Origin of the sequence: Natronococcus sp. JC468 (genome assembly GCF_012163165.1) — an archaeon.
GTDB lineage: Archaea > Halobacteriota > Halobacteria > Halobacteriales > Natrialbaceae > Natronococcus > Natronococcus jeotgali.
On sequence record NZ_JAAVUO010000008.1, the window covers coordinates 25,564 to 44,744 of the forward strand.

A 19,181-nucleotide genomic window follows, 5' to 3' on the forward strand; every position below is an offset into this window, starting at 1 on the left:
CTCGGCGGCTACCGACTCGAGCGCCACCGACCGATCGCGGCGACCTCCCGGCCGATCGCTCGCCGCTTGACGAGGACGAATCCGCAGGCGATCAGCCCGAAGCCGGCCGCGGTCGCCGCATCGATCACTTCGCCCAGATACAGCCAGCCGACCAGCGCCGTAAACACCGGAGCGACGTAGGAGACCATGTTGATCTCGACGGCGCCCAGTCGCTCGAGCAGGTCGAAGTACAGCAAGAATCCAAGCGCGCTCGCGACCAGCGAGAGGTAGGCGAGCGCGCCCAGCGCCTCGGGGTGGATCCAGGCGGCGGGCTCGATCGGCTCGCCGAGCCCGAGGCTCACGACGTGCATCAGCGCGGCGCCGCCGAGCATCGACCAGGCTTCCATCGTCTCGATCGGCAGATCGGCGTCAATCCGTCTGGTGAGGACGCCGCCGAGGGCGAACGCCGTAGCCGCACAGAAGACCAGCAGCTTCGCGACGGCGTCGGTCGCGAACAGGTTCGACGGGTCGGGCTGGACGATCACGCCGACACCGACGAGGCCGAGGCAGACGCCGCCGACGCCGACGGCCGACAGCGCGTCCGAGGGGACGAGCGCCCGCGCGAATCCGGTGGTCAACACCGGCGAGAGGCTCACCACCACGGCCGCGGCCGCGGCGGTCGTGTGCAGTTGGCCAATGAAGAGGAAGACGTGGTAGGCGCCGATTAGCAGCGCCGCACCGACGGCGACCGTCGCCCACTCTCCGCGACTGACGGGTCGCCAGCGATCGACGGCGTAGACCGTGTACGCGAGCATGAGCGCGCCCGCGATATCGTACCGAAGCGCCGCGAACAGCACGGGCGGAAGGTACTCGAGTCCCGCGCTGATCGCGACGAACGAGCTACCCCAGGCGGCCGCCAGCAACAGAAAGAGCGCGAGGTTTCGATAGCGGGTCACGGTCGCCGTTTCTCGGGCGACGTGCTATGCGTTTCGGATCAGGGCAAGGGCGTCTCGCGGAGCTCCGGCTCCGACTCGGTCTGCTTGAACTGCTCGAGCAGCGGACGGATCTCGTCGAACCCCTCCTCGAGGACGATGTCGCCGCTGCGCAGGTCGTAGTCGATGATGTCGTAGTCCGCGAGCCGCGGCAGGTGGTTGTGGACCAGCGAGACGTAGACGCGCTGGCGGTACTCCGAGTCGACGGCCCCTCTCTCGCCGCGCTCCCAGGCGGCGATCTCCGCGACGACGTCCTCGAGGTTGCCGCGTCGCGTCTCGGCCAGCTGGTAGAGGAGGTAACGGCGCTCGGATTCGGCTAACAGCGAACAAGCGGCTTCCATACGAGACCGGGTCTGCGTCATACCCGAGAGAAGCCGCCGTTTGTAATTACGCCTGCTGCCAAAACGATTTGGGCTACTATCGGAGTTTATATTAGATTATAATACGTTAAAATTTCCGCAACCGGGTCAGTGCTCCGGCGCGGGCGCATCTCGTCGCTCGGCCGCGTCGTAGAGGTGACAGGCGACGGGGTGCTCGTCAGCCTCGAGGGCAGGATTCCGCCGCTCGCAGACGCTTTCATACTCCTCGCGGAGCCGCTCGGCCGCCGCGTCCCAGTCGCCGGCGGCGACCGACGCCAGCGCCTCGGTGACGACCGCGTCGTGTCGGGCCGGCAGTTCGGTTCCGAGCAGCCGCTCTTTCAGCGCCGCCACGAACGCGTCGACGTCGGCCTCGGGAACGGTCCCGTTCTCGAGGGCGAAGCGCTCGTCGTCGCCGACGGTCTCCAGGGAGACGTCGCGGCTCTCGACGCGCTCGCGAAGCGTCATCAGCTCGCGGTAGGTCTCCTGGTCGATCTCGAGGTCCGCGGGCGGGATCACCTTCGGACACCGGGTTCGGAACCGGCAGCCGCTGGGCGGGTTCCGCGGCGAGGGGACGTCCCCCGAGAGGGTCTCTCGCTCGCGTTCGCGCTCGTCGGTCGAGGCCCGCGGGACGCTGTCGAGCAACGCCTGCGTGTAGGGGTGTTTCGGATCCTCGAACAGTTCGTCGACGGGGCCGATCTCGACGATCTCGCCGAGGTACATCACGGCGACGCGGTCGCAGACGTGGCGGATCACCGAGAGGTCGTGACTGATCAGCAGGTAGGTGAGGTCGAACTCCGCCTGCAGGTCGGCCAGCAGGTTCAGCACCTGCGCCTGAACCGAGACGTCCAGCGCCGAGGTCGGTTCGTCGAGGACGACGAACTCGGGCTCGAGCGCGAGCGCGCGAGCGATCCCGATGCGCTGGCGCTGGCCGCCGGAGAACTCGTGGGGGTAGCGATCCAGCTGGTCGATCGAGAGCCCGACCCGCTCGAGGAGGCTCCGCGTGCGGTCGAGCCGGAGCCGTTTCGTCGAACGGTCGACCGAAACGTGCACGTCGGTCCCGTCGCCGCGCTCAACGTCGATCGAGGGGTCCTCGGCGACCTCGGCGACGGCGCCGGCGGCCCCGGCGGCGCCCCGCCCCGGGGGGGCGGGGGCGCCGGCGACGTCGCTCGAGCGGACGGTGACGTGGACCGTCGCGACGCCGTCGACAGGCGCGACGAGCTTGTCGACGTCGTCGGCGACGGTCACCGAGACGATGTCGGCGGAGATGCCGTCGGTCCGCAACTCGGCGCGGCTCTCGACCCCGGGATCGGTCCAGGGCCAGTCGTGGATCTCGAGAGGCTGGGTGACGATCCCGCCGATCGTCATCCGGGGGTCGAGACTCGAGAACGGGTCCTGAAAGACGACCTGGGCCTCCTTGCGGAAGTCAGTCAGCGCGTCGCCCTCGAGGTCGTAGACGCTCTCGCCGTCGAAGACGACGTCGCCGTCGGTCGGCTCTTGAAGCCGGAGGAGGGTCTCGCTGGTTGTCGATTTCCCACAGCCCGACTCCCCGACCAGTCCGAGGGTCGCGCCGGGGTCGATGTCGAAGCTCACGCCGTCGACAGCCCGGACGGGAACGGGTTCGCCTCCGAGCAGCCGATCGAGTAGCGAGTCGTTCTCCCAGAAGTACTTCCGGAGGTCCTCGACACGAACCAGCGGGTCGTCGGCGCTCATCGGCGCTCACCTCCGGTTCTCTCGACGGTCGACTCCGCCCGTTCGGGCTGGACGTCCGTTTCGGTCCCGTCGGGATCAGCGTGTTTGTCGGCCGCCGCACGGTCGGCCTTCCCGAAGTAGTCGGTCGGCAGCGCGCGCGCCTCCGTATACTCCCGGGTCGCGAGCACGCAGCGCACCTCGTGTTCCTCGCTTCCGGCCCCGTCGTACTCCGGGGGATGGGAGAGACAGTCCTCCATCGCCTTCGGACAGCGATCCGCGAAGTAACACCGATCGCCCATCTCGTGGTCGAGCAGGCTCGGGACGTTACCCGGGATCGGATCGAGGCGACCGCCACCGCCTCGCGGTTTCTCCGCTCGATCGTCCGCGGCGCGTCGCGCCGTGCCACCCTCGAGGTCGGGGATCGATCCCAGCAACCCCTCGGTGTAGGGGTGGACGTGGTCGTCGAAGACGTCCTCGAGGGTGCCCCGCTCGACGATCTCGCCGGCGTACATCACGCCGACGCGGTCGCACATCCGGGCGACGACCCCGAGGTTGTGCGTGATCAGCAGGATCGTCATCCCCGTTTCCTCCTGGAGGTCGTCGAGCAGGTCGAGCACCTGGGCCTGGATCGTCACGTCCAGGGCGGTCGTCGGCTCGTCGGCGACCAGCACGTCGGGTTCGCCCGCAAGCGCCTGGGCGATCATCGCCCGCTGGAGCATTCCGCCGGAGTACTCGTGGGGGTACTCGTCGGCCCGCTCGACGGGATCAGGGATGCCGACCAGCTCGAGCAGCTCGATCGCGCGCTCGCGGCTGGCCTCGCTGACGTACTTCCTCGAGGGGAGTACCGTCGAGAGCACGAGCGATCCCAGCGAGTACTCCCGGGTCTTCGCCCGCGTCGACCGCGGGTTCGCGCTGGCTCGCCGCTGGACCTCGACGGCCTCGGCGATCTGCTCGCCGACCGTGAGACTCGGGTTGAAGCTGCTCTCGGGGTCCTGAAAGATCATGCTGAAGGAGGTCCCCCGCAGCGACCGCCGGACCCGCTCGGGGACCTCGAGCAGGTTGACGAACGAGCCGTCGACGGCCTCTGGGTGGTCGTCGGCGACGGCCTCGGCGAGGCCGTCGTCGTTGAACCAGATCTCGCCGTCGGTGATCCGCCCGGGCGACTCGATCAGGTCGATGACCGACCGCGCCGTGACGCTCTTGCCCGAGCCGCTCTCGCCGACGATCCCGAAGACCTCGCCCCGTTCGATCCGCAAGTCGAGATCCGAGACCGCGTTCACCTGTCCCTGTTCCGTGAAGAATCGAGTCGATAGCCCGTCGACGCGTAGGATGTCCGTTGTCATATCAGGCACCACCTCCGCCTTCGCCCTCGATGTTCGGGTCCAGCGAGTCCCGGAGCCAGTCACCGAGGAGGTTGATACTGATCACCGCGAGCACGATGCCGACGCCGGGAATCGTCGAAATCCACCAGTTCTGCCGGAGGTACTCTTGACCCTGCTGGATCTCGTAGCCCCACGAGAGGGTCGTCCCCGAGAAGCCCAGAAACGACAGCGAGCTCTCGAGGAGGATGACCGAGGCGACCTGGATCGTCGCGAGGACGATCACCGGGGTCAGGCTGTTCGGCAACACGTGTTTGAACAGGATCGTCGCGTCGCTCGCGCCGAGGCTGCGCGCGGCCGTGACGTACTCCTCGTTGCGGATCGCCATCGCCTCGCCGCGGGCGACCCGGGCGAACCAGACCCAGGTGACGAGCCCGACGACGAGGGTTACCGTCCCCGGAAGCGGCGTCGAGGACGGCATCCCCTCGGCGAGGCCGGCCGCGACGAACGGGTCGGGGATCGACACCGTCATCGAGCCGAAGACGCCGACCAGCGCGAGCGCCAGTACGAGCGACGGAAACGCGAGCATGACGTCGGCGACCCGCATCATGGCGTCGTCGATTCGACCGCCGAAGTACCCCGAGATCAGCCCGAAGGGGACGCCCATGACCACTGCGATCCCGGTTCCGAGCATCCCGACCAGCAGCGAGGTTCGTGCGCCGTACAGGAGCCGCGAGAAGACGTCCTGCCCGACGTTGTTCGTCCCGAGGAGGTGCTCTCTCGAGGGCTCGACCTCGATCGACTGTCGCTCGCCGTCGACGACCTCGTAGGATTCAGCGATCGTTCCCATCGGCGGGTAGGAGGTACCGTCGTCGAAGTAGCCCGTCGTGTTGGGGTTGTGGGTCGCGAGGACGGGCGCGAACAGCGCCATCAGCAGGATGGCCGTGAGGACGACGAGCCCGACCTTCGGCAGCAGGTTCCGCCGGAACTCCGCTTTCAGGTTGGACGCGACTCGATCCGAGATCATTCGTCTAGCACCCGCGGATTGAGCGTCGCGTAGATTGCGTCGACGCCGATGTTGATGATCACGTAGCTGATGCCGACGAAGACGATGATGCCCTGGATGAGCGGCCAGTCGAGGTTGTTGATCGCGGTGATCAACCGCAGTCCAAGGCCCGGCCAGGAGAAGACCGTCTCCGTGACGACGGCCCCGCCGATCAGGGTCCCGAGCTGTAGCCCCAGCACGGTGATGATCGGAATTATCGTGTTCCGAAGGACGTGTTTGTACCGGATCAACGTCTCCGGGATTCCCTTCGCTTCGGTCGCGGTCACGTACGGCTTCCCGTACTCGTCGAGCATCCCGCTTCTGGTCAGCCGGGTGATCAGCGCCGTGAAGTACGTTCCCAGGGTAACCGCCGGGAGGGCGATGTGGTGGAGCCAGGTGAGCAGATCCCCGACGTAAAACGTCGTCAGGAACGTCCACAGCGCGTCGTGGAACGCGATGGGGCGTCGCCCTGTTGGAAAGAGGTCGAACTCGACGGCCAACAGCAGGATCAGCATGATTCCCAGCCAGAAGTTCGGCGTGCTGATCCCCACCAGCGAGAACGACGTCGCGCCGTAGTCGGCGGGCTCGTTGCGACGGGTACCGCTGATGACCCCCAGCGGGATCGCGATCACGAGAGCGACGATCGTCGCCGCGATCGCCAGCTCCAGCGTCGCGGGAACCCGTTCGATCACCATCGTCGCGACCGGGCGACTCGACTGGTAGGAGTAGCCGAGGTCCCCGACGATGAGATCGCCGAGGTAGTCGCCGTACTGTACGTAGATCGGTTCGTCGAGTCCGAGCTCCTGTCGGATCCGTTCACGGGTCTCGAGGTCGACGGCCGGGTCGACGATCAGGTTGACCGGGTCGCCGGGCGTGATCGCCCGGAGCCCGAACAGGACCGTCACGACCCCCCAGACGACAAGGATACCCTGCAACGACCGCTTGAGCAAGAATTTTCCGAAAGCCATTGGTGTGTCGATCGAACGCTGTCAGACGTATCGGTAGCCGAATTTTTTGCCGGAAGTACGTGATTCTTCCGGATCGATGATTCGAAATCGATTCCGCCGCGGCCGAGCGGTCAGTTGATCTCCCAGAGGTAGATGCTCTCGTCGGTTCGGGGCTCCCACTCGAGATCCTCACGGACCCCGTAGACGCTGTCCTGGGAGTGGAGGAACACCCACGGCGCTTCCTCCCGGAGTTGGGCGTTGATCTCCTGGAGTTGCTGTTCGCGCTCGTTTTCGTCCTCGATCGTCTGGCTCTCGAGGATCATCTCGGAGATTTCCTGGTTGCGCAGCGTCTCCAGGGAGGCCTCCTCGGTGAAAAACGGCGCCAGGCCGTAGTCGGAGTCGCCGGTGATGACGCCCCAGCCGATGAGGAAAAACGGCATCTCCTCGTCGTCGTAGCCGGCGCTGTTCGCGTCGGAGATATCCGGGAACGGCGCGGTGTTGAACTCGCAGCTGACGTTCTCGAGCTGGTCGATCTGGTCGGCGGCCATCTGGGCGACGTCGGCGTCGTTCAAGTACCGCCCCTCCGGGGAGTACAGCGTGATCTCGGTCCCCGCGTAGCCGCTTTCCTCGACCAACTGTTCGGCCTGCTCGACGTCCTGCTGGTAGGGATCGAGGTCCGGGTTGTAGCCGAAGACCCCTTCGGGAATCGGCTGGCTCATCGGCGCGCCGTACCCACCCAGCGCGTTCGAGATGATCCCCTCGTTGTCGACGGCGTAGTTCATCGCCTGCCGGAACTCGGCGCTGTCGAACGGCTCGACGCCCGATTTCATCACGAGGAAGACGTTCCGGAGGCTGGTCTCCTCGCGGATCTCGACGCCGTCCGCGTCGTCGATTTCCGGAACGTCCTCGGGGATGATGTTGTCGACGATGTCGCTCTCGCCGGTTTCCAGCGCGTTGGCCCGACCGCTGGACTCGCCGTCCGCGTTGAAGACGACCCGCTCGAGTGTCGTCTCCTCGCCCCAGTAGTCGTCGAACGGCTCGAGGACGACCCGGACGTCCGGCTCGTACTCGACGACCTCGTAGGGTCCCGTCCCGTTGAACGCGTCCGCGCTGTCGCCGGCGACGGGTTGCTCTCGCTCCTCGATCCAGGCCTGGTTGACCACGCGGCCGTAGTTGGCGTACTCGTACTCCGCCAGCGACGGCGCGACCTCGTGCTCTAAGAGCACGGTCGTGTCGTCGACGGCCTCGGCGTTGTCGATCGACCCCAGTCCGGCGGCCTGGTCGCTCTCGATGCCGACCTCGGGGTCGATCATCCGGTTGAACGTGTAGGCGACATCCTCGGCGGTCATCTCGTCGCCGTTGTGGAAGACGACGTCGTCCCGGAGCGTGAGTTCGGCACCGTCGTCGGTGTCCTCCCAGTCCTCGACGACGCGGGGTTCGAACTCGAACTCCGGCGTGACGTTGAACAGCGGCTCGTAGACGGAGTCGAGGACATTGAAGTACGGCCCCGTGATGTGGTCGTTGGGGTCCGGGTTCTCGATGATTTCCCCCTGTGTGATCACGATCTCCTCGGTCCCCTCGCCCTCGTTCGGATCGTCGAGACAGCCGGCGATAGCACCCAGTCCAGTCGTCGTACCGATGATCCCGGCGGCTTTCAGCACGGATCGCCGACCGGCATTCAGGTTGTCAGCACCCTCCATACCCTATGGAATAGGAGTATCCATTATAAATATGATTATTCGGCGTGGGATTTCGAGGAAGATCCGTTTCGGTCTCGACAGTAGTATACAACACAGTACAACTTCTTACAACCTCGCCGGATTCGGCGGCGATCGAACGCTCTCTCAGGGTGCAATCGCCCACAAGTTTAAGTGAGCTAGATCACCTACTCCGGATATGGCCGCTCACGGCCGGTCTGCCCTGCGGGACCTGTTCGACGAGTCGCCCACCCCTCACATCGCCCACCCTCCGCGTACCCACCACCGGGACTTCTACGTCGCCACCGACGGGTCGTTCCGAGATTCCGGTGGCGGGCTGGGCGCCGTCATCGAAACGCGCGACGGCACCCGGGTCGCCCGGATCGCGACCGCGGACGCCCCGCCGGACAACAACGTCGCCGAGTATCGGGCATTGCACCTCGGGCTCGACGTTCTCGCGGCGCGGGCGCCGCCGGACGCCCGCGTGGGTGTTCTCGTCGATCACGACGCGCTCGCCAGCAACGTCAACAACGCCGTCCTCGCCACCGGCCATCCGGACCGGAAGCCGCCCCGGCCGATCTCGGTGCCGTCGGCGACGCGGTACCACTGGCGGGGGATCCAGGCTCGACTCAACGGATTCGAGGAGATCCGAGCCGCCCGGATCGACAGCGACCAGAACCCCGCCCACCCGCTCGCGAACGCGCCGGCTCGGTACCAACACGTCAACCGGGAGGCCGACCGCTGCGTCCTGCCGGACCCCCCGGAGCCGACCGCGCCCGCCGAGTTCCCGCCGCCATCACGAGCCGATCGCAACGGTGGCGGCCGAGCCTCGGACTGATACGGAACGCGATTTCCCGGCTCCGCCGCAGTCCGGAGCGTGGCTGTGCCGGCGCTGACGGACAGCGGTCCGTGCGAGACGTCGAACCGTCACCGTTTTTCCGTCGCTCCAGAGAGTCGTGTGCGATGAGCCTTCGCGTCGCCGTCGCGGCCCCCTTCGTCCAGCACGGAACCGACCGGTTGCAGGAAAACGCCGTCGTCGTCGCGCTCTCGCTGGACCGCGACTGGTTCTCGCCCGACCAGGCCAAGCGGCTGATCGACGTCGCGACCCGCGAGGGGCTGGTGACCCGCGAGGACGGCGACCTCGTCGCTGCCTTCGATCCGACCGCGGTGACGATTCCCGAGGAGTTCGTCCCCGACGAGGACCTCCTGCGGGAGCGCTCGGCGTTCGAACGGGTCCTCGACGCGCTCGTCGCCGAAGGCGTCGAGAAACAGGAAGCCGTCGGGGCGATCAACGGGCTCCAGGGCGAACTGGGTCTGACCATCGAGGCCGCGGCGGTCGTCTACGCCCGCCGGGAGGGAATCGACGTCGACGACCTCGTCCCGGTCGCCCGCTCGGCGCTGATCGAAGAGCGTTAGGTCGCCGCCGACCGATTCCGCGTATGGTCGAAGACCGGATCACCGACGGTCGGCGGATCGCCGAACTGCTCGCCTCGGAGCTCGACGGCCGGGAGGACGGCCCCCTCGAGACCGTCGCCGTCGTCGACGCCGACCGCGGCGTCGAGCCGTCCACTGACGGCGAGCGCGCGTACGACATCGTCGCCGCCGACGAGCCGCTCGCGCGCGCGTTCGTCCACCCCGATCGGGTTCGCCTCGAGTTCGAGCGCGGACGCGAACTCGCGGCCGAGGCCGCCGGCGACCGCGGACTTCGGGTACGGCCGACGGCGACCGCGCCGCCGAAGACGCTAGTGTTCGTCGAGAGCGGTGCCGCGGTCAAGCGGGCGAGCGACGCCGTCGCCGCCGTCGTCGAGAACTGAGTCCTCTGCCCGGGGAGCTACGAGTCGCCCGCCGACTCGAGTTCGGTGATCGCCGCGGGGATGGCCGTCGCGACGGTCTCCTGGCGGACGTGGGCCGCGGCCCGCGGATCGGGGTCGGGACCGTCCTCGAGGAGGATCTGGATCGCGGTCATCCCGGCGTCGGTCGCGCCCTCGACGTCGGCCTCGACCTCGTCGCCGACGTAGACCGCCCGTTCGGGGTCGACGCCGAGCTCGTCGGCGATCGCCTCGAAGGCGCGGACGTCGGGCTTGCCGGCCTCGAGCTCGCCGGTGACCAGCGCCGCGTCGAAGGCCTCCTCCCAGCCCAGCGTCCGGAGTTTGTCCCGCTGGGCGAGGACGGGGCCGTTCGTCAACAGTCCGATCCGGTAGCGCTCGCCAAGTTCCGTAAGCATCGACTCGACGCCCGGAAGCGCCCGGAGGTCGGCCGCGATCTCGTCGCGGTAGGCTTCGGCGAGCTCGGCCGGCTCGGCCTCGGTGTCCCGGTTCTCGAGCAGTTCCGCGAAGATCGGCTCCCGGGTCTCGCCAGTGAGGTTTCGGCGGTGGGCCTCGAGGTAGTCGGCCCGCGAGAGGTCGGGCGCCCCGGCGGCGTCCGTCGCTGCCTCGAGGATCGTCGTTCGGTCCCGCCGGGGGACCGCGAGCGTGTAATCGAGGTCGAAGACGACCGCCTGTGGCATGAGCGCAGGAAGGGAACGAACGCGTTTGAACCTATTGTTTCGGAGCTGATACGCCGGCCGGAGCGCGGGATCGGACTAGTCGTCGGTCGCGCCCGCGGTCGGTCCCGAGGCCGTAAGCCGCGGGACGACGACGGCCTCGATCCGATCGGAGTACTGCATGAGCGTCGTTCCCAGGATGCTCATCAGGAGGACGTAGCCGACCGAGAAGGCGTAGATCGTCTCGGCAGTCCCCTCGGCGAGACCCGTCCCCGCGCCGGCGAGGGCGATGCTCGCGATGATCAGCGAGAACTCGCCGCGGGTCGTCATGCCGAGCCCGACCCGCACCGAGTGTCGCTCGTCGAGATCGTACGCTCGACCACCGAGGTAGCCGCTGACCAGCTTCGAGGGGGCTGTCAGCGCGACCGCCAGCGCGATCAGGCCGAGCACGTCGGGAAACAGCGTCGGATCGGTGATCAGTCCGATCCAGAAGAAGAACACGGCGGCGAACGTGTCCCGGATCGGCTCGAGCAGGTTCTCGAGGTCGTGGACGTGGTCGGTCGAGGAGAAGGCCATCCCGACGAAGAACGCGGCGACGGCCTCGCTGACCCCGAGGGCAAGCGCCGCGCCCGCGACGAGGACGGTGATCCCGATCGCGCGCAACACGACGAACTCGTTGGAGTCGGTCTCGAGGCTGCGCTGGAACCAGGCGGTGCCCAGGTAGACGGCGACCAGCAGGGCGAGGATGAACCCGATCGCGACGCCGATCTGGCCCAGCGCCTCGCCGACGTCGCCGCCGCCGAGCACGAGCGCGGAGGCGACCGCCAGGTAGACGGCGATAAAGAGGTCCTCGTAGACGAGGGTGCCGAGTATCGGGTCGGCCTCGTCGTTGGCGATCCAGCCCAGATCGATCAACGATTTGGTGATGATCGCGCTCGAGGAGATGTAGACGATCCCGGCGGTCAGGAAGGCCGGCAGGAAGGCCCCAAAGATCGCGTACCCGAGCGCCAGCCCGATCCCGAAGTTGATGGCGAGGTCCCAGGTTCCGGCCCGTCCGATGCGGCTCCTGGCCTCGATTAAGCGGTTCAGGTTGAACTCGAGCCCCAGGAAAAACAGCAGGAAGACGATCCCGAGTTCGGCGCCGACGTAGACGAAGTCGGTCTCGGCGAGCGCGAGCGCGGAGCCGTGGGGGACGAGGTCGGTACCCAGAAGCGCCGGGAAGTCGATCCGTCCGAGCACGTACTCGCCGATGGCCATCCCGACGAGGATGTAGAAGGGGATGACCGACTGCCCGATCCGGTTCGCGACCACGCCCGCCAGCGCGACGGCCGCGAACAGCACCCCGACGTCGATCAGCGCGGTCGATTCAGCAGCCACTCGGGATCACCTCCGACGACTCCGACATCGGTCGAATCAGGCCCCGTCGTCGCCCAGCAGCGTCTCGAACTCGGCACAGTCCTCGCGCTCGCCGACGACGACGAGCGTGTCGCCGGCCTCGATGACCGTCTCGGGGGTCGGAGGCGTGATCACCTCGTCGTCGCGCTGGATCGCGACGACGGAGACACCAGTTCGCTCCCGGATCCGGGAGTCGCCGATACTCTGGCCGGCGATCTCGGCGTTCCGGGCGACGCCGTACCACTCGAGGAAGGTCCCGTCGGTGAACATCGTCTCGACCCGATCGGTCCTGACGGGCTGGAAGTACGCACCCTCGAGGATCGTCCCGACCTTGCGAGCGAGCCGATCCGAGAGCTCGAACAGCTTGTCGCTATCGGCGCCCTCGTGTTCCTTGTGGTAGACCTCCCGCTTGCCGGTGTTGTGAGTTACGATGACGAGGCGCTCGCCGCCCTCGAGTTCGACCTCGAACTTCTTTCCGACGCCTGGAAGGTCGCTCTCGTAGATGGTCATACGGGAACGTGGGCACCGGTAACTATTAAAGGACCTGACGTCCGACCTCGGGACCGCCCCTGACGGAATCGATCGACCGAATCGGCCCTACTCTGCGAGCCCCTCGATGAGGAAATCCGCCGACGAGAGGTTCGTCGCGATCGCCGTGTCGTGAACGTCACAGATCCGAAGCAGCGCGGAGATGTCGGGCTCGTGGGGCTGGGCCCGAAGCGGGTCCCGGAGGAAGACGATCCCGTCGAGTCTGTCCTGGGCGACCTCCGAGCCGATCATCAGGTCCCCGCCGAGCGGGCCCGACTCCTTGCGTTCGATCTCGAGGTCGGTCTCCTCCATCAGCCGTTTCCCGGTCGTTCCGGTCGCGATCAGCTCGTACTCCCGGAGCTGGGTCTCGTGAGTCTGCGCGAACTCGATGAGGTCGGCTTTCTTCTCGTCGTGGGCGATGAGCGCGACGCGGGTCATAGGTCGATATCGTCGCAGGGGACCATAACCCTGGCCGAACCGCGGCGAACGGAAGCGCTTTTGGGACCCGTCGCACGAACGACACCGTGACGAAACTCAGCGCACACCACGTCGGCGTCACCGTCGACGACCTCGAGGGCGTCCTGCCGTTCTACCGCGATCGGCTCGGCCTCGAGGTTCTCGATCGCTTCGAGGTCGGCGGCAAGGCCTTCGCCGACGCCGTCGGCGTCGAGGGCGCGGGGGCCAGCTTCGCCCACCTCGACGCGAACGGCGTCCGCCTCGAGCTCGTCGAGTACGACCCCGAAGCCGACCCCCGCTCGAGACCGCAGCTCAACGAACCCGGCGCGACCCACGTCGGGCTCTCGGTCGCGGACCTCGAGGCGTTCTACGCCGACTTACCCGCGGACGTCCCGACGATCAGCGAACCGCGGACGACCGAGAGCGGAACCGCGATCTGCTTCCTGCGGGATCCGGAGGGGAACCTCGTCGAGGTGCTCGAGACGTAAGAAAAGAGCCCTCAGCCCAGGACGTACCGGAGCTTCGGGTACCGCTCGACCAGCGGCTGTCCGCCGACCTCGAGCCGCTCGAGGGAGCGGTCCAGGCCCAGGATGCGCCCGGCACCGAGGGCCGCGACGGTCAGGAAGACGACGCCGTAGATCAGCGTCGAATCGAACAGCGCCAGGAGCTCGCCCTCCCAGCCGCCGAGGTAGAAGGCGACCATCTGGATCGCTCCGCCGAGGGCGGCCAGGCGGACGAACGCGCCCGCGATCAGCGCCGCGCCGATCAGCAGCTGCGTGGCCGGAACGACCACGTTGACGATCTCGATCAGGACTGCGCTCTCGGCCATGGCGGCGTAGAGGCCGCTGACGGGACTGGCCGGGTCGACGTGCAGGAGATAGCCGCTGGCGTCGAACGGCTCTCCGGTCACCTTGCCGAGCCCGGCGAACAGGATCATGCCGCCAATCACGGCCCGCAGCGCGACGACGAACCACGCGCTGAGCGCGTGGGGCTCGCCGACGAGATCGATCCCCCCGTAGCGGCTCTCGAGCCGGTTTCGCGTCGTGGTGGACATTTTCGGTCACCTCTTCACGTTCGTTCGTTGCGCGTCGATTCCCCTATACCCTCGAGACGGTTCCTGCGGACCGGGAAACGTAACGGGCGTTCGAATCGGTTTTTCCAACCCGGTACGGTGAGGGCGGTTCGCAAGCCGATCGCGCTCGGATCGCCGACGACGGGCGTCGAGACGTACGGACGACGCGATCGAACGTGAACGGACGGCTTCCGACGGGATAGCAATCTTTTCGACCGTCCGGCCGCCACTGCCGTCCGTGAACTTCTTCGACCGCCTGCACGACCGCATCCGGACGGTCGACAGCGTCGTCTCGGTCGGCCTCGACCCCGACCCCGCCCGGATCCCCGAACACCTGCAGGACCGCGAGCTCCCGCGGTGGGCGTTCAACCGCCGGATCATCGACGCCACCCACGAACACGCCGCGGTCTTCAAACCGAACGCCGCCTTCTACGAGGACCCCGACGGCTGGCGCGCCTTAGAGGAGACGATCGCTTACGCCCGCGGGAAGGGCGTTCCCGTCCTGCTCGACGCCAAGCGGGCCGACATCGGCAACACGACCCGTCAGTACGCCGAACTGCTCGAGCGTGCGGACGCCATCACGGTCAACCCGTACATGGGTCGGGACTCCCTGCAGCCGTTTCTCGCCGACGAGGAGGCGGGCGTGTTCGTCCTCTGTCGGACCTCGAACCCCGGCGGCGCGGACCTCCAGGACCTCGAACTGGCCAGCGGCGAGGCCGTCTACGAGCGGGTGGCCGCACTCGCGGACCTGTGGAACGAGAACGACAACGTCGGGCTGGTCGTGGGCGCGACCAAGCCCGCGGAGCTTGAGGCGCTGCGCGAGCAGGTGCCGGACCTCCCCTTCCTCGTGCCGGGGATCGGCGCTCAGGGCGGGGACGCCGAGGCGGCCGTCGAGTACGGGCTCGCCGATGGCGTCGGCCTTGTCAACTCCTCCCGGGGGATCATCTTCGCCGGCGAGGATCGCGGCGAGGAGTTCGCGAGCGCCAGCGGGCAGGCGGCCAAGCGGCTCAAAAAGCGACTGAACCGGTACCGCGACGCCTGAGGCGGTCGCTCCGAACGGCGTCCCGCCTCAGAACCGGTTGATGTCGACGTCGTCGGACTGGCGGTCGGGCTGGCCCTGGGCGACGCAGTCGGCACACAGCCCCGGACCCGGCTCGTAGTGCTGTTCGCACACGAGGGCCCCGCAGTTGGCGCACCGCTCCTGTGCGGATCTGGACTCGCAGATCTGGCAGAGGCCGCTGATGCTCATGGACGACCGTACGGGCTCGAGCGGCTTGAAAGGGGCCCCGGCAACGCCCGCTCGGGCGACGCGCCGACGGGCCGGCCGTCGATCACGCGTTTCCGGTTTCGAGCCCGTAACAGCACTCCAGCAGCGTCTCGAGGGCGTCGGCGGGCGACGACCGCCTGACGGTTCCGCTCCGGGCGTCGTACTCGATCAGCCCCCGGTCCGAGAGCTTCGGCAGGTGGACGTGATAGAGGTCGACCTGGACGCGCTCGCGGTCGTCGGAGGAGAGTCGTTCGGGCGGAACCGACGCCTCGCGGGCAACGATCGTCGCCGCCAGTGATTCGACGCTCGTGACCTCGGCCTCGGAAAGACAGTAGAGAACGTCGCGACGCCGCCGGTCGCTGAGCAGGGAGAGGTACTCGTCGATCGACGACCGGTCCCCGCCGACAGTGGGTAGCTCGAGCCCCGGTTCAGTCGCCGCCGCGTGATCTTCCGTGTCTTCCGAGCGATAGTCGACCATGTGTCCGTAGGGACTCGACCCACGTAAATAAACTTGCTAGAGCGCTACCGCAGCGGAACATACGAAACCAATATAAAGATCATGCAGGAAAAGTAAATAGCTTTGCCACTTCGAGGGTTGATTTTATTCTTTCGACGCGTACGGTATCCGCGAACTTTTCCTAAGCGTCGGTCGTACCCCGTAACGGATGACGAACGACCGATCCCGGGACGGCTCCGGAGTCAACGAGAGCGACGAGGCGACTGCCGGGATTCGGTCATCCCCGAGCATCTCGATCGTCGAACGGGTCGCAGCCGAGACGGACCGCTCGCCGCTCGAGTTGCCTCCCCTGAACGAGACGGTCGACGTCGACGCCCTCGATCGGCTCCTCGAGGGCGGCGCGGACCGACCGTGGCCGACCGTCGTCTTTCGGTACGTCGACCGTCGCATCCGGGCGACCGTCGACGGGGAGATCACGATCTCGCGCCCGGACGAGGACGAAATCTCGGTCGTCGACGAGTGGACCCACGTCTCGGTCGCCGCGGAACCCGACGACAGATCGCTCGGGGTGCGACTCGTGTCGGCCCTCGCCGACCGCTCGGGACGGGATCGATCACGGGTTCGGACGGCGGTCGCGGAGGTCGTCGACCCGGACGCGCTGGCCCGGCTCAGTCGCCGCCGCGAGAACGGAATTTCGCGACCCGGCGCGACGGTCCTGTTTTCGGTGCTTGGCTGTGACGTCGTCGTCGACGCCGGCGGAACGATCAGCGTCGGCTCCACGCTCGGCCGACTGAAACGCACCGGGGGGAACGTGCTGATCGCCGGCGGGGTCCCGGACGACCTCGTCGACGTCGCCAGCGGCAACCTCCTCGGGGACCCCGGGCGGGATCGACGCCACCTCGTCGCCCTGCTCGATCGCGACCGCAGCGTCGTCAGCGCCCGTCTCGGTCCGGCACGCGCCGGCTCCACCCAGATCGTCGACTACGCGATGAGCGCGCGCTCGATCGCCCCGACGGGCGCGTCCGCGGACGGCGGGCGCGTCGTCGACGAGCCGACCGACCTCGACGAGCTCGAGGCGGCGATCGACGCGCGGATCCGCGCGTTCGGAACCGGAGGATGCCTCTCGGCGCCCGGCGACCTCCGGCTCTGCGTCGACTCGCTGCGGCCGGTGCTCGACGAGCGCGGGACCGACGGCGCCGCCGAGTTCCTGGAACCGATCTGCGAGGCGGTTCGGGACGTCTCGGGGCTGGGTCACTACGTGCTTCCGGTCGACCGCGAGAACGACGCCGTTCGCGCCCTCGAGTCGCTGTTCGACGCGACGGTCGAGCTCCGCGTCGGCGACTGTGGCCCCCAGCAGCGCTGGCACCTCCACGAGAGCGGGTACGCGACCGACTGGATCGGGCTCGGCCGACCCGGCCGGCGATGACCGCCGTCCCCAGGTTCCGCCCGTTCGACGGCGGCGACGGGCTCGCCGTCGTCGATCCGATCGAGAACAGGCGGTGTCCGTTCCGAACCGATCGCCCGGTCTCGCCGCGCCCGATCGCCCCCGCCGGATTCTTCTTCCCCGTCGACGGCGCCGTCGAGCTGACGGCCGCGGAGCTGGTCTTCCCGTACGTCGTCCCGGTGTACGCCCGCGACCCAAGCGGCGAGGTGGTGCTCGAGGCCGACCACCGCGCCGCCGAGCGGCTCCCGGCGGGGGAGTACGTACTCGAGCTGATGGCGCCGATCAAACTCTACGTGCGCGTCGACGGCGAGGTGACGATCGCGTCGACCGACGACCGCCTGGCGTTCGAGTTCGGCGAGCCGACGAGGATCGGACTCGGAGCCAGGTCGCGACACGAACGCCCCGCGGCGACGGTCACGACGACGCCCGAGCCGACCGATCTGGCACGCGCCGTCTCGACGTTCGGCTCGGCGCTGAAGACCCTCGACTGCGACCGGTCGCTCCCGTCGCTCCGCGGTCACCCGCCCCGCCTCGAGCTCGGTTCCGAGCTGAACATCCCCGAGGCGGTCGAGCCGCCCGACTCGGGCGTTCGGATCGTCGTCCCCCCGGACAGAGCGACGATCTACGCGGCCAGCCCGCTCGCACACTACCTCGCGGCGTCCGTCGAGGTCGGGCCGGAGCCCCGCCTCGAGACCGACGCGGGGTTCGTCCACCGGTTCGACGCCGACGCGTCGATCGCACACGGCATCGAACGGGTCCTCGAGCGCGCGTTCTTCCTCGACTGCGTGGCCCGGACGGAGGGGCTCTACCCCGTCGAGCTTCACGAACGGGACCGACTCGAGGACCGCATCGACCTCGCCCTCGACGAGTTCTACGAGGCCGACCTCCCCGCACGGATCGAAACGGCGCTTTCGATCCCGCACGAACGGGTCGCCGACCTCCTTCCGCGGTGGAACCTCGTCGCGCACGCGACGCCCGACCCGGAGAACGCGACCGTCCTCCCCTACCTCGTCGACGAGCTGGCGATCGTTCGCCCGGCACCCGAACGCCGACCCGAGCGCGACGCGTCGCCGCTTACCGCGCTCGCGATCGGCGAGTTCACGCGCTCGAGCGACTCGCCCGGTTCCGAAGAGCGCCCCGCCTACGTCTCTCCGCCGGAGGCCGACGTCTTCGGCCAGGCGTGGCTCGGGGACGGCGTTCCCGTCGGGGCGAACAAGCTCACCCGAGCCGCCTTTGAGAACGGTCTCGAGCGCTCCGCCTCCGGCGACGCCGTCGAGGTGGCGATCGTCTGCAACGACCCGGAGATGGCGGCGGAGTTCGACGCCGACGACGGAACCCTCTACGGCGAGCGCGAGCGGCTCCCGTTCGAGGTCGCCGTCCACGGGGACGTCACGAGCGGGCGGCTCCGGGAGCTGTTCGCGGCCGACGTCGACTTCCTCCACTACGTCGGCCACGTCCGGGACGGCGCGTTCGTCTGCGCCGACGGCCTCCTCGAGGCCCGGGAGCTGCCGACGGTCGGCGTCGACACGTTCCTGATCAACGGCTGCCGATCGTACGGGGTCGGCGCCCGCGTGATCGAGCGGGGCGGGGTCGGCGGTATCGTCACGCTCAGCGACGTCGGCAACCGCGACGCGGTCGCCGTCGGTCGGCTCGTCGCACGGCTGTTGAACAACGGGTTCTCGGTCCGGGACGCGACCTCGCTGGCGCGGAGCTACCGGCTCGCTGGCAACCAGTACATCGTCGTCGGGGACGGGAGCGCCACCGTCGGACAGGCCGGCAGCGGCGTTCCAAACAGCTGTCGAATCGAGTCGCTCGGCGACGACCGCTACCGACTCCACCTCCGCCTGTACCACGTCGATAGCGGGGTCGGCGCGCAGTACGTTCCCTATATCGACGGCGTCGACCGCCACTTCCTGGCGGGAACCGAGCCCCCGCCGATCGAACTCTCCGGCGACTCGCTCGCCCGCTTTCTCCGGCTGGCGGAGATCCCCGTCCGCTACGACGGCGACTGGTGCTGGTCGACCGACGACCGGTTCGCGGAGTTGTAACGTCA

The 19,181-nt window shown here is 68.0% G+C and carries 21 protein-coding genes; 7 read left to right on the forward strand and 14 right to left on the reverse strand.

What is annotated here, in order from left to right; translation table 11 throughout:
- Positions 1-8: 8 nt before the first annotated feature.
- From GWG54_RS06765 to GWG54_RS06795, 7 genes are all read right to left on the reverse strand, one after another.
- Positions 9-935: a DMT family transporter gene (locus GWG54_RS06765; RefSeq protein WP_167937062.1), complete on the reverse strand. Its 927-nt coding sequence runs from the start codon at positions 933-935 to the stop codon at positions 9-11.
- A 38-nt stretch (positions 936-973) separates the two neighbouring features.
- Positions 974-1,333 (reverse strand): hypothetical protein, encoded by a 360-nt coding sequence (locus tag GWG54_RS06770; RefSeq protein ID WP_167937063.1) that lies wholly within the window; start codon positions 1,331-1,333, stop codon positions 974-976.
- A gap of 105 nt (positions 1,334-1,438) precedes the next feature.
- On the reverse strand, positions 1,439-3,040 hold the full coding sequence (locus GWG54_RS06775) for an ABC transporter ATP-binding protein (protein WP_167937064.1): 1,602 nt from the start codon (positions 3,038-3,040) through the stop codon (positions 1,439-1,441).
- Positions 3,037-4,362, reverse strand: coding sequence for an ABC transporter ATP-binding protein (locus GWG54_RS06780; protein ID WP_167937065.1), 1,326 nt, complete (start codon positions 4,360-4,362; stop codon positions 3,037-3,039). Before GWG54_RS06780 ends, GWG54_RS06775 begins: the two co-directional genes overlap by 4 nt.
- Position 4,363: 1 nt before the next feature.
- On the reverse strand, positions 4,364-5,365 hold the full coding sequence (locus GWG54_RS06785) for an ABC transporter permease (protein WP_167937066.1): 1,002 nt from the start codon (positions 5,363-5,365) through the stop codon (positions 4,364-4,366).
- A complete protein-coding gene (locus GWG54_RS06790; RefSeq protein WP_167937067.1) occupies positions 5,362-6,351 on the reverse strand; it encodes an ABC transporter permease in 990 nt (329 codons plus the stop codon). The genes GWG54_RS06785 and GWG54_RS06790 overlap by 4 nt, the downstream gene beginning before the upstream one ends.
- Before the next feature lie 110 nt (positions 6,352-6,461).
- Positions 6,462-8,030: an ABC transporter substrate-binding protein gene (locus GWG54_RS06795; protein ID WP_167937068.1), complete on the reverse strand. Its 1,569-nt coding sequence runs from the start codon at positions 8,028-8,030 to the stop codon at positions 6,462-6,464.
- Between the two features lie 196 nt (positions 8,031-8,226).
- On the opposite strand from GWG54_RS06795, the gene GWG54_RS06800 reads away from it, so the two are divergent.
- From GWG54_RS06800 to GWG54_RS06810, 3 genes are all read left to right on the forward strand, one after another.
- Positions 8,227-8,865, forward strand: a complete 639-nt coding sequence (locus tag GWG54_RS06800) for a hypothetical protein (protein WP_008419926.1) — start codon at positions 8,227-8,229, stop codon at positions 8,863-8,865.
- 125 nt (positions 8,866-8,990) lie between these two features.
- Positions 8,991-9,443, forward strand: coding sequence for a DUF2240 family protein (locus tag GWG54_RS06805; RefSeq protein ID WP_167937069.1), 453 nt, complete (start codon positions 8,991-8,993; stop codon positions 9,441-9,443).
- A gap of 23 nt (positions 9,444-9,466) precedes the next feature.
- Entirely contained in the window at positions 9,467-9,841 is a 375-nt protein-coding gene (locus GWG54_RS06810; protein ID WP_167937070.1) for a hypothetical protein, read from the forward strand.
- Positions 9,842-9,858: 17 nt separating this feature from the next.
- On the opposite strand, the gene GWG54_RS06815 is transcribed toward GWG54_RS06810, so the two are convergent.
- The 4 genes from GWG54_RS06815 to GWG54_RS06830 form a co-directional block, all read right to left on the reverse strand.
- A complete protein-coding gene (locus tag GWG54_RS06815) occupies positions 9,859-10,533 on the reverse strand; it encodes an HAD family hydrolase (RefSeq protein WP_167937071.1) in 675 nt (224 codons plus the stop codon).
- Between the two features lie 75 nt (positions 10,534-10,608).
- A complete protein-coding gene (locus tag GWG54_RS06820; RefSeq protein ID WP_167937072.1) occupies positions 10,609-11,886 on the reverse strand; it encodes a cation:proton antiporter in 1,278 nt (425 codons plus the stop codon).
- 36 nt (positions 11,887-11,922) lie between these two features.
- Positions 11,923-12,414 (reverse strand): cation:proton antiporter regulatory subunit, encoded by a 492-nt coding sequence (locus GWG54_RS06825; RefSeq protein ID WP_167937073.1) that lies wholly within the window; start codon positions 12,412-12,414, stop codon positions 11,923-11,925.
- An 87-nt stretch (positions 12,415-12,501) separates the two neighbouring features.
- Positions 12,502-12,870, reverse strand: coding sequence for a methylglyoxal synthase (locus GWG54_RS06830; RefSeq protein WP_167937074.1), 369 nt, complete (start codon positions 12,868-12,870; stop codon positions 12,502-12,504).
- Positions 12,871-12,956: 86 nt separating this feature from the next.
- Here GWG54_RS06830 and GWG54_RS06835 point away from each other — a divergent pair, with 86 nt between their 5' ends.
- Positions 12,957-13,376, forward strand: coding sequence for a VOC family protein (locus tag GWG54_RS06835; protein ID WP_167937075.1), 420 nt, complete (start codon positions 12,957-12,959; stop codon positions 13,374-13,376).
- Positions 13,377-13,387: 11 nt separating this feature from the next.
- On the opposite strand, the gene GWG54_RS06840 is transcribed toward GWG54_RS06835, so the two are convergent.
- Positions 13,388-13,942 (reverse strand): DoxX family protein, encoded by a 555-nt coding sequence (locus GWG54_RS06840; protein WP_167937076.1) that lies wholly within the window; start codon positions 13,940-13,942, stop codon positions 13,388-13,390.
- 256 nt (positions 13,943-14,198) lie between these two features.
- Here GWG54_RS06840 and pyrF point away from each other — a divergent pair, with 256 nt between their 5' ends.
- Positions 14,199-15,002, forward strand: a complete 804-nt coding sequence (pyrF, locus tag GWG54_RS06845) for an orotidine-5'-phosphate decarboxylase (protein WP_167937077.1) — start codon at positions 14,199-14,201, stop codon at positions 15,000-15,002.
- 27 nt (positions 15,003-15,029) lie between these two features.
- Here the strand turns inward: pyrF and GWG54_RS06850 are convergent, their stop codons facing one another.
- Together GWG54_RS06850 and GWG54_RS06855 are read right to left on the reverse strand one after the other, a co-directional pair.
- Entirely contained in the window at positions 15,030-15,209 is a 180-nt protein-coding gene (locus GWG54_RS06850; protein ID WP_008419943.1) for a hypothetical protein, read from the reverse strand.
- A gap of 82 nt (positions 15,210-15,291) precedes the next feature.
- The gene (locus GWG54_RS06855; protein WP_167937078.1) at positions 15,292-15,705 is read right to left on the reverse strand and encodes a hypothetical protein; all 414 of its coding nucleotides are present in this window, start codon (positions 15,703-15,705) and stop codon (positions 15,292-15,294) included.
- Positions 15,706-15,892: 187 nt separating this feature from the next.
- Here GWG54_RS06855 and GWG54_RS06860 point away from each other — a divergent pair, with 187 nt between their 5' ends.
- Together GWG54_RS06860 and GWG54_RS06865 are read left to right on the forward strand one after the other, a co-directional pair.
- On the forward strand, positions 15,893-17,110 hold the full coding sequence (locus GWG54_RS06860; protein ID WP_209438310.1) for a HalOD1 output domain-containing protein: 1,218 nt from the start codon (positions 15,893-15,895) through the stop codon (positions 17,108-17,110).
- A complete protein-coding gene (locus GWG54_RS06865; protein ID WP_167937079.1) occupies positions 17,107-19,176 on the forward strand; it encodes a hypothetical protein in 2,070 nt (689 codons plus the stop codon). Before GWG54_RS06860 ends, GWG54_RS06865 begins: the two co-directional genes overlap by 4 nt.
- The last annotated feature ends 5 nt before the right edge of the window (positions 19,177-19,181 follow it).

Coding starts and splice junctions, on each gene's coding strand:
- GWG54_RS06770 (WP_167937063.1), bottom strand. CDS start 1,333: ATGACGCAGACCCGGTCTCGTATGGAAGCCGCTTGTTCGCTGTTAGCC.
- GWG54_RS06825 (WP_167937073.1), bottom strand. CDS start 12,414: ATGACCATCTACGAGAGCGACCTTCCAGGCGTCGGAAAGAAGTTCGAG.
- GWG54_RS06810 (WP_167937070.1), top strand. CDS start 9,467: ATGGTCGAAGACCGGATCACCGACGGTCGGCGGATCGCCGAACTGCTC.
- GWG54_RS06775 (WP_167937064.1), bottom strand. CDS start 3,040: ATGAGCGCCGACGACCCGCTGGTTCGTGTCGAGGACCTCCGGAAGTAC.
- GWG54_RS06830 (WP_167937074.1), bottom strand. CDS start 12,870: ATGACCCGCGTCGCGCTCATCGCCCACGACGAGAAGAAAGCCGACCTC.
- GWG54_RS06840 (WP_167937076.1), bottom strand. CDS start 13,942: ATGTCCACCACGACGCGAAACCGGCTCGAGAGCCGCTACGGGGGGATC.
- GWG54_RS06790 (WP_167937067.1), bottom strand. CDS start 6,351: ATGGCTTTCGGAAAATTCTTGCTCAAGCGGTCGTTGCAGGGTATCCTT.
- GWG54_RS06860 (WP_209438310.1), top strand. CDS start 15,893: ATGACGAACGACCGATCCCGGGACGGCTCCGGAGTCAACGAGAGCGAC.
- GWG54_RS06780 (WP_167937065.1), bottom strand. CDS start 4,362: ATGACAACGGACATCCTACGCGTCGACGGGCTATCGACTCGATTCTTC.
- GWG54_RS06805 (WP_167937069.1), top strand. CDS start 8,991: ATGAGCCTTCGCGTCGCCGTCGCGGCCCCCTTCGTCCAGCACGGAACC.
- GWG54_RS06785 (WP_167937066.1), bottom strand. CDS start 5,365: ATGATCTCGGATCGAGTCGCGTCCAACCTGAAAGCGGAGTTCCGGCGG.
- GWG54_RS06795 (WP_167937068.1), bottom strand. CDS start 8,030: ATGGAGGGTGCTGACAACCTGAATGCCGGTCGGCGATCCGTGCTGAAA.
- GWG54_RS06815 (WP_167937071.1), bottom strand. CDS start 10,533: ATGCCACAGGCGGTCGTCTTCGACCTCGATTACACGCTCGCGGTCCCC.
- GWG54_RS06865 (WP_167937079.1), top strand. CDS start 17,107: ATGACCGCCGTCCCCAGGTTCCGCCCGTTCGACGGCGGCGACGGGCTC.
- GWG54_RS06800 (WP_008419926.1), top strand. CDS start 8,227: ATGGCCGCTCACGGCCGGTCTGCCCTGCGGGACCTGTTCGACGAGTCG.
- GWG54_RS06855 (WP_167937078.1), bottom strand. CDS start 15,705: ATGGTCGACTATCGCTCGGAAGACACGGAAGATCACGCGGCGGCGACT.
- GWG54_RS06850 (WP_008419943.1), bottom strand. CDS start 15,209: ATGAGCATCAGCGGCCTCTGCCAGATCTGCGAGTCCAGATCCGCACAG.